General features: G+C 62.6%; 12 protein-coding genes and 1 pseudogene. 5 read left to right on the top strand and 8 right to left on the bottom strand.

From position 1 onward, the window contains the following. Nucleotides 1–7 precede the first annotated feature (7 nt). Entirely contained in the window at nucleotides 8–1,345 is a 1,338-nt protein-coding gene (locus NKJ01_RS25225; RefSeq protein ID WP_352731959.1) for a cation diffusion facilitator family transporter, read from the top strand. Between the two features lie 43 nt (nucleotides 1,346–1,388). Here NKJ01_RS25225 and NKJ01_RS25220 read toward each other — a convergent pair whose 3' ends face one another. The 4 genes from NKJ01_RS25220 to NKJ01_RS25205 form a co-directional block, all read right to left on the bottom strand. After that, nucleotides 1,389–2,156, bottom strand: coding sequence for a sulfite exporter TauE/SafE family protein (locus NKJ01_RS25220; protein ID WP_352731957.1), 768 nt, complete (start codon nucleotides 2,154–2,156; stop codon nucleotides 1,389–1,391). A gap of 212 nt (nucleotides 2,157–2,368) precedes the next feature. Beyond that, nucleotides 2,369–3,259, bottom strand: a complete 891-nt coding sequence (locus tag NKJ01_RS25215) for a DUF1259 domain-containing protein (protein WP_352731954.1) — start codon at nucleotides 3,257–3,259, stop codon at nucleotides 2,369–2,371. 39 nt (nucleotides 3,260–3,298) lie between these two features. Then, on the bottom strand, nucleotides 3,299–3,769 hold the full coding sequence (locus tag NKJ01_RS25210; RefSeq protein WP_352731952.1) for a chromate resistance protein ChrB domain-containing protein: 471 nt from the start codon (nucleotides 3,767–3,769) through the stop codon (nucleotides 3,299–3,301). After that, a complete protein-coding gene (locus NKJ01_RS25205; RefSeq protein WP_352731949.1) occupies nucleotides 3,766–4,740 on the bottom strand; it encodes a Fe-Mn family superoxide dismutase in 975 nt (324 codons plus the stop codon). Before NKJ01_RS25205 ends, NKJ01_RS25210 begins: the two co-directional genes overlap by 4 nt. 108 nt (nucleotides 4,741–4,848) lie before the next feature. Here NKJ01_RS25205 and NKJ01_RS25200 point away from each other — a divergent pair, with 108 nt between their 5' ends. The 3 genes from NKJ01_RS25200 (at nucleotide 4,849) to NKJ01_RS25190 (ending at nucleotide 8,579) form a co-directional block, all read left to right on the top strand. Beyond that, nucleotides 4,849–5,826 (top strand): chromate resistance protein ChrB domain-containing protein, encoded by a 978-nt coding sequence (locus tag NKJ01_RS25200; RefSeq protein WP_352731947.1) that lies wholly within the window; start codon nucleotides 4,849–4,851, stop codon nucleotides 5,824–5,826. A 15-nt stretch (nucleotides 5,827–5,841) separates the two neighbouring features. Beyond that, entirely contained in the window at nucleotides 5,842–7,257 is a 1,416-nt protein-coding gene (chrA, locus tag NKJ01_RS25195; RefSeq protein ID WP_352731944.1) for a chromate efflux transporter, read from the top strand. Between the two features lie 155 nt (nucleotides 7,258–7,412). After that, nucleotides 7,413–8,579: an MFS transporter gene (locus NKJ01_RS25190; RefSeq protein WP_352731942.1), complete on the top strand. Its 1,167-nt coding sequence runs from the start codon at nucleotides 7,413–7,415 to the stop codon at nucleotides 8,577–8,579. A 92-nt stretch (nucleotides 8,580–8,671) separates the two neighbouring features. On the opposite strand, the gene NKJ01_RS25185 is transcribed toward NKJ01_RS25190, so the two are convergent. Further along, nucleotides 8,672–9,259 (bottom strand): TetR/AcrR family transcriptional regulator, encoded by a 588-nt coding sequence (locus tag NKJ01_RS25185; protein ID WP_352731939.1) that lies wholly within the window; start codon nucleotides 9,257–9,259, stop codon nucleotides 8,672–8,674. 206 nt (nucleotides 9,260–9,465) lie between these two features. Here NKJ01_RS25185 and NKJ01_RS25180 point away from each other — a divergent pair, with 206 nt between their 5' ends. After that, nucleotides 9,466–10,302, top strand: coding sequence for a class I SAM-dependent methyltransferase (locus NKJ01_RS25180; protein ID WP_352731937.1), 837 nt, complete (start codon nucleotides 9,466–9,468; stop codon nucleotides 10,300–10,302). Between the two features lie 153 nt (nucleotides 10,303–10,455). On the opposite strand, the gene NKJ01_RS25175 is transcribed toward NKJ01_RS25180, so the two are convergent. The 3 genes and pseudogenes from NKJ01_RS25175 to NKJ01_RS25165 form a co-directional block, all read right to left on the bottom strand. Next, nucleotides 10,456–11,637, bottom strand: a complete 1,182-nt coding sequence (locus NKJ01_RS25175) for an arabinose transporter (RefSeq protein ID WP_352731934.1) — start codon at nucleotides 11,635–11,637, stop codon at nucleotides 10,456–10,458. Nucleotides 11,638–11,677: 40 nt separating this feature from the next. Further along, complete coding sequence (locus tag NKJ01_RS25170; protein ID WP_352731932.1) at nucleotides 11,678–12,112, bottom strand: lipocalin-like domain-containing protein; 435 nt, start codon at nucleotides 12,110–12,112, stop codon at nucleotides 11,678–11,680. Nucleotides 12,113–12,169: 57 nt separating this feature from the next. Then, nucleotides 12,170–12,462, bottom strand: a pseudogene (locus NKJ01_RS25165) (IMP dehydrogenase); the annotation flags it as partial.

The raw sequence follows: 12,462 nt of genomic DNA, 5'->3' as shown, positions 1-12,462 counted from the left end.
TAACGTCATGCTTGGTAGAGTGCGGGACTGGTTCGGCTTCGGCCCTATGACAGAGGGCTTCAGCGGCCACGGACATGACCACGGTGATGGTCGCCATGGCCACACCCATGGCGTCATCGACCCGACGATCGCCACGACGACGCGCGGCATCTGGGCGATCAAATGGTCATTCGTCGTTCTGGCCATCACGGCAGCGCTCCAGCTTGTGGTCGTGTTCCTCTCCGGCAGCGTGGCGCTGCTGGCCGACATGATCCACAATGTCGGCGACGCGGTCACTGCGATTCCGCTGTGGATCGCGTTCGTGCTGGCCCGCCGCAAACCGAGCAAGACGTTCACCTACGGGCTGGGCCGGGTCGAGGATCTGGCTGGGATCGTCATCGTTCTCATCATCCTCTTCAGTGCCGTCGTCGCTGGCTATGAGGCGATCGACAGGCTGATCAATCCGCGGCCCATCGCATTTCTTGGCTGGGTCGCCATCGCCGGCCTCATAGGCTTCATCGGCAACGAAGCGGTCGCCGTATTTCGTATCCGCGTCGGGCGAGAGATCAACAGCGCGGCGTTGATCGCAGACGGCTATCATGCCCGCACCGACGGCTTTACCAGCCTGGCGGTCGTGCTCGGCGCTATCGGCGTCTGGCTGGGGTTTCCGCTTGCCGATCCGATCATCGGGCTGCTGATCACCGTGGCGATTTTCGCCATCGTCTGGCAGTCGTCAAAAGCCGTGTTGACGCGCATGCTCGATGGAGTCGAGCCCGGCGTCATCGACGAAATCCATCATGCCGCCGATCACGTGTCGGGCATCGGGCGCGTCGAAGGCGTGCAGGCACGCTGGATCGGTCATCGCCTGCATGCCGACGTCGCCATCAGTGTCGCCGATAAGGCAACGGCCAAGGACGTGCTGGGTGTTACCGAAGCCCTCAAGGAGGAGCTGTTCGCCCACTTGCCGGCGTTGGCGGAAGCCAATGTCCGCCTGGTGAGCCCGGCCGGGTCGGCCGTCACTGGCGCGGAAGCCTCTCATGCTCACCATCATGCGACGGAGCCCTTCAAGGTCGCCTGCGATCTGGCTGAAGGGACGTTGGAAATCGTCGACACGGCGGCCGGCGAGCGGATGCGGCTGACCATAGAACGGCACACCGATGATTTGACAGCGACGGTGATCATCGACCGTCCCAACGGGCCAGAGACGCTTCGCCTCGAAGCCGTCGCCGACAACCATCATCGGCTTGAGAGTACGGTGGCTCCTGACGAGCCGCATGAGTTCCAGGCAAATCTGGTGCTGACCGCGAAAGATCGCGAACAGGTGCTGCCGTTCAAGATGGTCGAACCCGAAGGTCACCATCATTAGGTCGACTAGCGGAACCGGGCGAAGCTTCTCCAACCTGAGCGGGTTAGAGCCCGGCCGCCCGCCAGGCCTGCACAACGAAGCTGTGCTGGTTCCAGATCATCAGCGCTCCACTCATAGCCATGAGAGCGACCACTAGGCGGCGGAACTGTTGTCCACTCAGGTGTTCGAGCCAGGGCTTGGCCAGCAGATTGGCAAGCGCGGCGCCCAAACCCGCGGCTATGCCGTATATAGCCGCCTGACCACCGAGCGCGCCGAGTCCGGTGAATACCGCGATCTTCACGACATCGGTCACAAACGAGTTCACGGATTTCGTGGCGACCAACGTCTCCTTCTCCGAACCGTAGTTCAGATAAAGCGAATTCAGGACGGGTCCCACAGTGCCCATCAGCGCCGACAACAGGGCGACGATCAGGCCGGCCGGGAGAAACCACCAGCGGCGGGCTCGGTAGCTCCGCTCGCGCGCGCCGCCGCGAAATTCCCAGACTGCGCTGATCAGATAGATCCCTATGAGTATCTGGAGCCATTCCGCCCGACTGTTGGCGAAGAGCCAGGAGCCCGCCGCGGCACCGGCGATGGCGCCGGGCAGGTACCAACGGACCAGGCTCCAATCGATGTCGCGCCGAAAGGCCAGGGCGCGGACGGGATTGCCGATGAGCTCTGTCAAGGTGATGACCGGCGCAACCGCCGCGCTGCCTGTGATGAAAGCCACTGCGGGGATCAGCAACAGACCCCCGCCTCCGGCCGAGAGGGTGTTCAGTGTCCAGGTGAGGAACCCCGCCAACGCCAGGAGGCTTAGTCTAATCCAGTCCATCCAATCAGAACGAAGCGGGCCTTCGATCGTTCCGGACGTATCGGTTCACAACAACCCGGCCCGCCGCTCGTATGCGATGGAAAGGCGATCTCCGGCGCAATGCTGATGGCGGAGAGACGCAGCGCCAGAGAACGGTTCCCGAGGCGGCGGGAAGAAGGCCGTTCGCTCCGAGCCGGCCGAACTCCGCCGTAGGACGCGCGCGGACACCCAATCTAACTCTTCTTGACGGCGACTTTGTCGAGGGCTGCGCGCAGTCCTTTCGCCAGCTTCTGTGCATCGTCGTTCGCCCAGAAATGCATGAAGAAGAGCCGCGGCTTCTCACCGAGCATGTGGCTATGCAACGCGGTGATCTCGATGCCGTTGTCCTGCATGGCATTGATAACCGGATTGACCTCCTTTGCCGTCAGCACAAAATCACCCGTGATCGCCGCCTTGCCGCCACCTGTCGATTGGAAATTGATCGCTATAGCCGAGCCCATGGCCGCCGGCACTTCCATTCCGTTTTCCTCGACCGGCTCAGCGCGCGGGATCGTGAACTGGTAGACCGCGCCATTGGCCTTACCCTCATAACCCATAGTTTGGTCGACACCGGCCGCGTCGAAGCCGATCTGCTGCGCGGAGGCTTGTGGCTGGGCGTCGCCTCCCATCGGTGTTTTGCTCAGCGCCAATCCGGCATGAAGCGCCGTGGCGAGCGTGACGGGATCGCCCTGGCCGAACACGTGCATGTAGAGCGTCATCGGCTCCGCGCGCAGCAGGTGGTTGTGCACTGCGGTGATCTCGATCCCGCCTTCTTCCAGCTTCTTCATGACCGGGTTCACCTCGTCCTGCGTCAGAACGATGTCGCCCATGACCATGGTCTGTTTCCTCATGGGTTCGAACGCGATCCAGCCTCCAAGCGCAAATCCGGGTTTCAGGGATATGCCATCGAGCGATACCGTCAGGTCCGTTCGAGGCAAGCCCACCCGGTAGACACCGCCAGGCGTCTCGGTTCCGGATTTGCCGAGCGCCTTAGCGATTGTTTGCCAATCGGGTGCCGCCGATGCCGGTTGGAGCAGCGCCGACATCGCGATCAGCATTGCTCCGGTTACGAGTTTTGCATGCATGGAGTTTCTCCTTGTGATCTGCCCCCATTGCCCAATTCGTCATGCGGCCGCCGGCTTGATAGCGGGTGGCCAGCTATGCGTTTCCGCCTTGCGGCCCGAAGCCCACGCGTAGAGCGCGTCATAGATGACGAAGCCATGCTTCAGCACTTCGTGGTCGTCGGGCGTCAGGTCCCGCAGACCCATGGAGATCGCCAGCAACCCTGCCGACTGTGGCGTGAGATCGTGCCGGTCCGTGTCGGCGCCGCGTACGATCGCGGCAATGGTTACGATCGCCGGGTCGCGCTCGAGCCCATTTTTGGAAACAAAGGTGTCGAAACTGCAGCCGTCGCCGACATGCGTGAATTCGACGCCGGGCACGTCGTAAGGCGTGGCGCCCGTTTCCTGGGCAACTCGGATCACCTGATCGGGCGGCACGAAGAGGAACTCAGGTTCCTTGTCGATGAAACGCGCAATTAGCCAGGGGCAGGCAATGCGGTCGATGACCGGACGTTCGCGAGTAATCCATTTCATGGCGCAATCCTTTCTTCGTTGACTATCAGAGGGACAGTGCGCGCGCCGATCGCATGCCAAGCGGCAATGCCGCCTGAAAGCGCACTCGCATTGACGCCGCGGCGACGCAGTTCGGCGACGGCGTCACCGCTGACCTGGAAGCCGTAGACGCAATAGACGATGACCGGCCTGTCCGTCGGCAGTTCATCCGCCCAATCGGCGATCTTCTCGGGCGCGCGGAGCTTGGCCCCCGGCAGCATGTCGCCGCGCTTTGCCAGATCCTCGGCAAGGCAGACGTCGAGCACCACGAGATCTTCTCCTTGATCGAGGCGCGCGCGCAGTTCCTCTGGCGCAATCGCTGGAACCGCGTCGTCCGATGCCGATCCTGTTGAAGGATCACGCTGCGTGACGGCCCGGTGGTGGCGGGCAGCGACCCGTTCCCAATGGATGTTCTTCATAAAGGCATCGACATAGGCGCCGGCCTTGGTGCCGAAATCCATGTGGTAGGCATGTTCGTACATGTCGAGCGCAAGGATCGGCAGGCCGCCGGCAAGACAGTTGGTGTGGTCCGCCGCCCATTGGATCGTCAGTCGGTCGCGCCGCTCCGACCAGGTCAGCAGGGTCCATCCCGAGCCTCCTGCCTGCGCCTTGGCACAGGCCATGAACTTGCCGCGCCAGGCGGCCACGCTGCCGAAGTCGCGCTCCAGAGCCGCAGCGAGATCGCCTCCGGCATTGCCGGTGCCACCGAGTCCGTCGAAATAGATTTCGTGCAGGATTGCTGAATTGGCTGCGACCAGTTCCTCGCGTTTCAGACCGTTGATGTCGAAAACTGGCGCCGCGCCCCAGTCGAGCCCGTCGAGCCGCTGTTCGATGGCGTTGAGGCGACGAACGGCACCGCCGTAATTGTTTTCGTAGTGACTTGCCAACAGCCTCTCGGAGAGGCCGACGAGGCGAGGCGGCTTGAACGGCAACGGCATGATCTGGTGTGGCATCGGTTTCCCCACTCTGCGGCACGGCCATCCGTGAGGGGGCGAACGCTATGCTCGAATGAAAAATGATACAAGTGTTGCATTTGGCTTTGTTCGTGATACGGTTCACTTATGAGTGAGGGGCAATCACAGGAGCAGCGCTGGCTGCTCCTGATCCATCAGCTGCCGAGCAAACCCGCCTACTTCCGGGTGAAGATCTGGCGACGCTTGCAAGGCATCGGCGCGGTCGCAGTCAAAAGCACCGTTTACGCTCTGCCGGCCAATGCCGAGATGCAGGAGGATTTCGAATGGCTCCTCAAGGAGATCGTCGCTGGCGGCGGCGAGGCGATGATGTGCGAGGCGCGCCTCGTAGATGGTTTGTCCGACACCCAGGTCCGTGCGCTCTTCGACGCAGCCCGTGACGCCGACTATGCGGAGATCGTCAAGGAAGCGCGCGATCTGGCCGTAGCGATCAAGACCGACGCGACATCGGAAAAACATGCGGAAGCGCGCCCGCAACTCGGCCGTTTGCGCAAGCGGCTCGCCGACGTCGTGAAAATCGACTTCTTTGGCGCCAGCGGTCGCCTCACTGTCGAGGGACTGATCGCCGAGCTCGAGGCACTGCTTATTGAGGATGCCACCATGACCAAGGAACCGAAGAAGGCGGCCGAGCCGGGTGAGCTCAAGGGCCGGACCTGGGTCACGCGCCGGGACGTGCATGTCGACCGCATCGCCTGCAGCTGGCTGATCCGTCGCTTCATCGATGCCGACGCAACAATCCGCTTCGTCGCTGGCAAGGGATACGTGCCAAAGGAGGGCGAATTGCGCTTCGACATGTTCGAGGGCGAAATCACCCATGAAGGCGACCGCTGCAGCTTCGAGGTGCTGCTGGGTCGCGCCGGCATTACGGATACGGCTTTGCAGGCGATCGCCGAGGTCGTCCACGATATTGATCTCAAGGACGCCAAGTTCAATCGCGAGGAAACTACCGGCATTGCCAGCCTGATCGCCGGGATCTCCATGGCGAATGCCGGTGACGAGCAACGGATCGCCGAGGGCGCTTCGGTGTTCGACAACCTCTATCGATATTTCCGCTCGAAGCGCGGCTGATCCGAGGTACTAATCATGGCCAATGCAGAGAACACCGTGACAGCATCGAACCGACCAGACGACACGCCCGGCCATGGCATTTCGTTCGCTGAGGCCACGCGGGTGTGGGCGCGTGTGGCCGCGCTCAGCTTCGGCGGCCCGGCGGGTCAGATCGCCATGATGCACCGCATCATCGTCGAGGAGAAACGCTGGATCGGCGAGACCAGGTTCCTGCATGCGCTCAATTACTGCACGCTGCTGCCCGGGCCGGAGGCACAACAGCTTGCCATCTACATCGGCTGGCTCATGCACAAGACCAGAGGCGGCCTCGTCGCCGGTATCCTGTTCGTGCTGCCTGGTGCGATCGCCATCATGGCGTTGAGCTGGATCTATGCAATCTTGGGCAATGTCGGAGCAGTTCAGGCTCTCTTCTTCGGCTTGAAGGCGGCGGTCCTTGCCATCGTGCTCGAAGCGGTGTTGCGGATCGGCAGACGGGCGCTCAAGAACAATGCCATGATCGGGCTTGCGGCGGCGGCCTTCATCGCTCTGTTCTTCTTCCACGCGCCATTCCCGCTGGTCATCCTGGCTGCGGGCGTGATCGGTTACGTCGGGGGACGGGCAGGGTGGGCTGCATTCCAGTCTGGCAACGGACATGGCAAGGTCGGCGGCAAGCAGGTTGCCGACGCTGATACGGCGCTTGGCGAAGGGGTGCCTGCGCATACCCGGCCATCCGTCAGCTGGTCGCTGAAGATCGCAACGGTGTGTCTGCTGCTGTGGCTCGTGCCGGTCCTGGCACTTCTTGTGTTTCTTGGGCAAGGCAATGTCTTCACCGACATCGCGATCTTCTTCTCGAAGATGGCGATGGTCACTTTCGGCGGCGCCTATGCGGTGCTCGCCTACGTCGCTCAGCAAGGCGTCGAGCACTACGGCTGGCTCAAGCCAGGAGAAATGCTGGACGGCCTCGGCATGGCCGAGACCACGCCCGGTCCGCTCATCATGGTCACCCAGTTCGTTGGTTTCATGGGCGCGTACCGGGCGCCAGGAATGCTGAGCCCGCTGGTCGCCGGAACACTCGGCGGTCTGCTGACGACGTGGGTAACATTCGTTCCGTGCTTCCTGTGGATATTCCTCGGCGCGCCGTTCATGGAGACGATGCGCAGCAACAAGGCCCTGTCGGCAGCGCTGTCTGCCATCACGGCGGCGGTGGTCGGTGTGATCCTGAACCTGGCAGTATGGTTCGCGCTTCATGTGCTGTTCCGCGAACTGCGTGAGGTCAGCTGGCTGGGCACTACGGTGGATGTGCCGGTATTCAGCTCCGTCAACCTGCCGTCGCTGGTGCTGACAGTCGGTGCGCTGCTGGCCGTGTTTCGTTTCAAGATCGGCATGATCCCCGTGCTCGCGACATGCTCTGTCCTGGGCGTGCTTTATGGCGTTGCCACGGGATCGATTTAAGCAGTGCCATAGGCGCAACCACTTTGCGGCAGGAGGCATACCTGGCAGCCCAGACGCCGACGAATGCTTCGCGCGAACCTTTAGCCAAACAGAGGTTTTCGCTGCTGCCTGCCGGTGCCAGGCCGGCAGCTGCCCTTCTGTTGACGTCCAGGGGATTGAGGGCATTCGGCGACGGACTCGTCAGTCTTCTGCTTCCCGCCTATTTGGCCACGCTTGGTTTCAGCCCTTTCAAGATCGGGGTTCTCGCCACAGCGACGCTCGCTGGTTCAGCGGCGCTCACTTTGACCGTCGGGTTTGTCGCACACCATTTCTCTCGCCGCTCCCTGCTGATCGCAGCTGCCGTCCTGATGGTCGTCACGGGAGGCGCCTTCGCGTTGGTTCAGGATTTCTGGCCGCTGCTCCTTGTCGCATTCGTGGGAACGTTGAACCCATCCTCGGGCGACGTCAGTGTGTTTCTGCCGCTGGAGCATGCGCAACTTGCCCATAGTGTCACGGACCGCGACCGCACCGCGCTCTTTGCACGCTACAGCCTTGTCGGCTCACTTGTAGGGGCGGTCGGTGCTCTTGCGGCCGGAGCCCCCGACATTCTCCGACAGGTTGTCGGCCTGGACATCAAGCAAGCTCTCCAGATCGCCTTCCTGCTTTATGCCTTTCTGAGACTCGGAGCGCTGCTCCTTTATCGGAAACTGCCGGATGAGCCGCTCGATGCGAGAGCGGTACCGGCGGAACCACTACGCAAATCTCGAACCATCGTCCTCACGCTCGCTGCACTTTTCAGCCTTGACGCTTTTGCGGGCGGTTTCGTGGTCCAGTCGTTGATGGCTCTTTGGCTTTTCCAACGGTTCGGGCTATCGCTCCCCGCGACGGGCGCAATCTTCTTCTTGACGGGTATCCTTTCGGGTGGGTCGTATCTGGTGGCCGTGCAAATCTCTAAACGGATCGGGCTGGTGAACACGATGGTGTTCACACACCTGCCATCCAGTCTTTGCCTTTTGCTCATCCCCTTCATGTCGAGCCTCGGTCCCGTTATCGCACTTCTGCTGATCAGGAGCGCTTTGTCGCAGATGGATGTACCGACCCGCACCTCCTACGTCATGGCCGTGGTATCGCCTGGTGAGCGGGCCGCGGCCGCGGGTGTCACCGCTGTCCCGCGCAGCCTCGCGGCAGCCGCCAGCCCGATGCTTGCCGGCTCGCTGCTCGCAATGTCCGGTTTCGGTTGGCCGCTGCTGATCGCCGGCGCCTTGAAGATTGTCTACGATATGCTTCTGCTTGCGATGTTCCGCAAGGTTCGCCCGCCTGAGGAACGGCGGGAAGGTCTATAGCAGGCCCGCGGCCCGAACCACCATGAGCGGAGCGCCCTATGTCATTTCGCAGGTGCGACGTTCTGGCGATCGCTTGACCAGTGTGCCAATGATCAGGCGCCGATGCCTTTTCCCGCCATCCTCTGGAACAGGTCGTCTGCCTGTGCCGGTGAAAGGTTCATGTCGGTGGCGACCCACCAGGCGAGGACCGCAAGAAATGCGCCGGCGATGAACTGAATTGCGAATTCCGCAGGCATGCCGCGATCGCCGATCCGTTTGTCGACGAGTTCTTCCCGGACGGCTCGCCGGATACGCTCACGCAATTCGTCGTGGATCGTATCGCCGCTGCTTGCAAGCAATGCGTGGTGAAGCGGTCGGAATGCATGAGCGTGCTCGAACATGGGCAGGCTGAACTCGAACAGGCGGCTACCTGTTTCTTGACTTGCCGCCTCGCGCCTGCGGCCTATCGACCGCAGATGCGCCTCGATGGTCGCGCTGCGCAGAGCATCCTTGTCGGCATAGTGGGTATAGAAGGTCGACCTGCCAACATTGGCCCGCTGGCAAATGTCATCGACGGTTATGGCGGCATATCCCTGCTCCGGGATCAGGGCGATGAGCGCGTCCTGCAGCAGGCCGCGCGTCCGCGCAACGCGTCGATCGATCGTGTTCCGCTCGCCCGCACGTTCGATTTTCATGGTCATGGCCCTCTGCAGTGGCCGGTTTCGGACATTCGGCGGTCCGGTGTCCGACAACAGCATTTCCAGACATTGTGTCCATTATGATACGCCAAGTCCAGGAGCTCAAATCGGATTTGGGCATGCCGCAATGAAGCAGAAGGTCGCCAGACATGCACTCATCTGATCATCACGCCGGTAACGGATCGCATTCGCGCAAGAGGGTGATTGCGTTGGCCCTGCTTGCCAAGCTGTCGCTGGTCGCCGGCTTCCTCGTCCTCGCCAAATTGGGCATGGGCTATATTCAGGCCGGTGCCTGGACGGCGGCATTCCACGGCCTCGTCCTCGCCGTGATCGCGGGATTGGCGCTGTGGGGCAGCCTGCGTCACCGGGGGCTGGTCGGCAACGCTGCGCACGGCGCGAGCGACAGGGGCATCGGCATCGTCCTGCACCGGGCGGCGGCCTATGACTTGCTTGCGCGCGTTCTGACCTTTGGCCGCGAGGGCCGCTTTCGCGAGCTCATGCTTCGCCCGGCAAAACTCCAGCCCGGCGAAGCGATGCTCGATGTCGCCTGTGGAACGGGTACCCTTGCCATTGCCGCGAAGCGGCTGGTCGGTTCGGACGGAAGCGTCACCGGCGTCGATGCGTCGGCCGAAATGATCAAGAGGGCGCGCGCCAAGGCCGAGCGGTCCGGTCTCGATCTGACTTTCGTCCACGGGACGGCGCAGGAGCTTCCCTTCAAGGACGCGCAATTCGACATCGTCGTCGGCACGCTGATGCTGCATCACCTGTCGAAGCCCGTTCGATCGGCCTTCATCGGCGAGGCGGCACGCGTCTTGAAGCCAGCAGGCCGGCTGTTGCTCATCGATTTCGCCAGGCCGGTGCGCAAGTCTGGATTGCCCAGGCTCCACAAGCATGGTCATGTCGACATGCATTCGGTCGCCTCGCTGTTGACCGAGAGCGGATTCCGGGTCGGCGATATCGGCGCCGTCGGAACCAAGAACCTGAATTACATTTGCGCGACGACGAACAAGGACCAATCAGGCCAGGCGTCGCCAGCCGCGCCGTGATCATGACAAGGCTGGCTGAATGGCGACCTGTTCTGAAAAAAGAGCCACGTATAGGCAGGGCGCATGTCCCAATTCGGCCTGCTTGCAATGCCAGCTGGAACAAGAACCCGAAAGTGAATCTTCGCCATGCGCCATGAATTGACCTGAGAATAGCTACAGTGTTGCGTTACGGCGACCCAGCAGCAGAGCGATGCCCAACGCCGGAAGCGTCGCCGTCGCGACGGCGAAGAAGACGAATTGCAGCCCGGCCGACGCGGCGACCAAGCCGAGCGCCGGGCTGCCGAAGCCGAGCGCCACGTCGAGGAAGACGGTATAGAGTCCCATGGCCAGGCCGCGGCTGCGTGGCGGAAGATGACTTACGGCCTCGGCACCGAAACCGGGATAGACCAGCGAGTAGCCAAGGCCAGTCAGGCCTGCTCCGATGGCGGCGAGAACGGGCCCGGGCGCAAGCCAGATCAGCATCAGCCCCGCCGCCTCGACCGCCACGAAGATCACGGCGACGCGGGCGCCACCTAACCTGTCAGGCAGGTGGCCGAAGCACAGCCTTGCCGCGATCAGCGACGCGGCATAAGCGGTGAAGGGAAGCCAGACCGGCTGCCAGCCGCGTTCGGCAAAGAGCAGCGCGCCAAAGGACAGGATCGCGCCATAGCCAAGGCTGCTGAAAGCAGCTCCGACGCCGGGAAGCCAGACCGCTTGCACCACGCTCGCCCATGACTGTCGCGCGGCGCTCGCGGCGAGACTGGTGCCACGCATAGGCAGGATGGCAAGCAGCGTCGCAAGCGGCAGGCCGACCGTCGCGAGTGCGATCGCGGCGAAGCCGCTCGCCGCGTAAAGCGCAGATCCGATCGGCGCGCCTAGCGCGAGCGCCGCGAACATCGCCATGCCCACCCAGGCTATGACCTTTCCGGAGTTCTGTCCGCCCGCAAGGGAAAGGCCCCAGGCGACACCGCCGGTGATGATGAAGCTTTCAGACGCGCCCAGTACCGCCCGGCCGGCGAAGAGCGCCGATGCGGACGCTACCGGTCGGTCGAGCAATGCCAGCGAGCCGAGATAAATGAACCCCGCCAGGGCAGCGGCAATGAGGCCGACGATGACGGCCCGCTTGCCGCCGCGCCCATCGGCATAATTTCCGGCTCCAATGCGCGACAGCATCGAGGCGACGAACTGGCTGCCCGTCCCCAGCCCGACTGCGAAGGGGCCGAAGCCGAGCTGCTGGTGAAGATGTAGCGGCAGGACGGGTAGCGCCAAGCCGATCAGAAGGAAGCCAGCGAAGACAGCCGCCATGATTGGCACCAGTTCCGCTATCGCGCCATTTCGGTCTGAAGTCCGCGCCATTTGTGGCCACCGATAACACTTTGACAGCCGGCTGTTCCGATCAGTAACGTTCGTAGGTCACGCGCCAGCCCTCGGCCGGATTGTCCGGCGTGAGGACCAGTTTGTTGTCCGAGACTTCGAATTTGCGTTTCATGCTCTTCCCGACAAGGTTGCGGACCAGGGAGGACTCGACCGTGATGACGAAGGTCTTGTCCTGGTCGTTGATGGCGGCCGGCCCGTAATAGGCTTCGTAGCCATTCGTCGTGCAAGGCGTGTCCGGCGCCTCGGCGTCGGGGTTCCGGGCCTGCACCGAGAGGGTCCCGGACTCGGTGAAGATGACCTGGCCGGAATATGGCACGGGCTTGAGGTTTCCATCGGCGCCGGCCTCGAGCGACCTCATGCGCCATGCGCCGATGATCGGGGACTCTTGGGAGAAAGCCGGCGTGGCGACCGAAAGCGCAAGCGCCAGGGCGGCTATCTTCAATCTCATCGTCATATGCGTTGTTCCTTTTCTGATTTGTGGGCGCGGACAGGCCGTCCGTCCAATCTTCGCTCACACCGAAAGCATGACCTTGATGGCGCGCCGCTCGTCCATGGCGCGGTAGCCTTCGGCAACCTCGGCCAACGGCAGCTTGAGGTCGAAGACCTTGCCGGGCTTGATCACGCCCTTGAGCACACGGTCCATAAGGTCGGGCAGGAAGCGGCGCACAGGCGCCGGGCCGCCCAACATGCGCTTCTGACCGAAGAATAGTTTTTGGCCGTCGAAGCTCACGCCATGCGGCACGCCGACATAGCCGATGGTGCCGCCGGGGCGGGAGCAGGCCAGCGCCTGGTCGAAGGATTCTC

The organism is Mesorhizobium sp. M0276 (assembly GCF_040321755.1).
Classification (GTDB): Bacteria; Pseudomonadota; Alphaproteobacteria; order Rhizobiales; family Rhizobiaceae; genus Mesorhizobium.
Note: the sequence above shows the minus strand (reverse complement) of the source record. Positions and strands in the feature narration are given on the sequence as shown.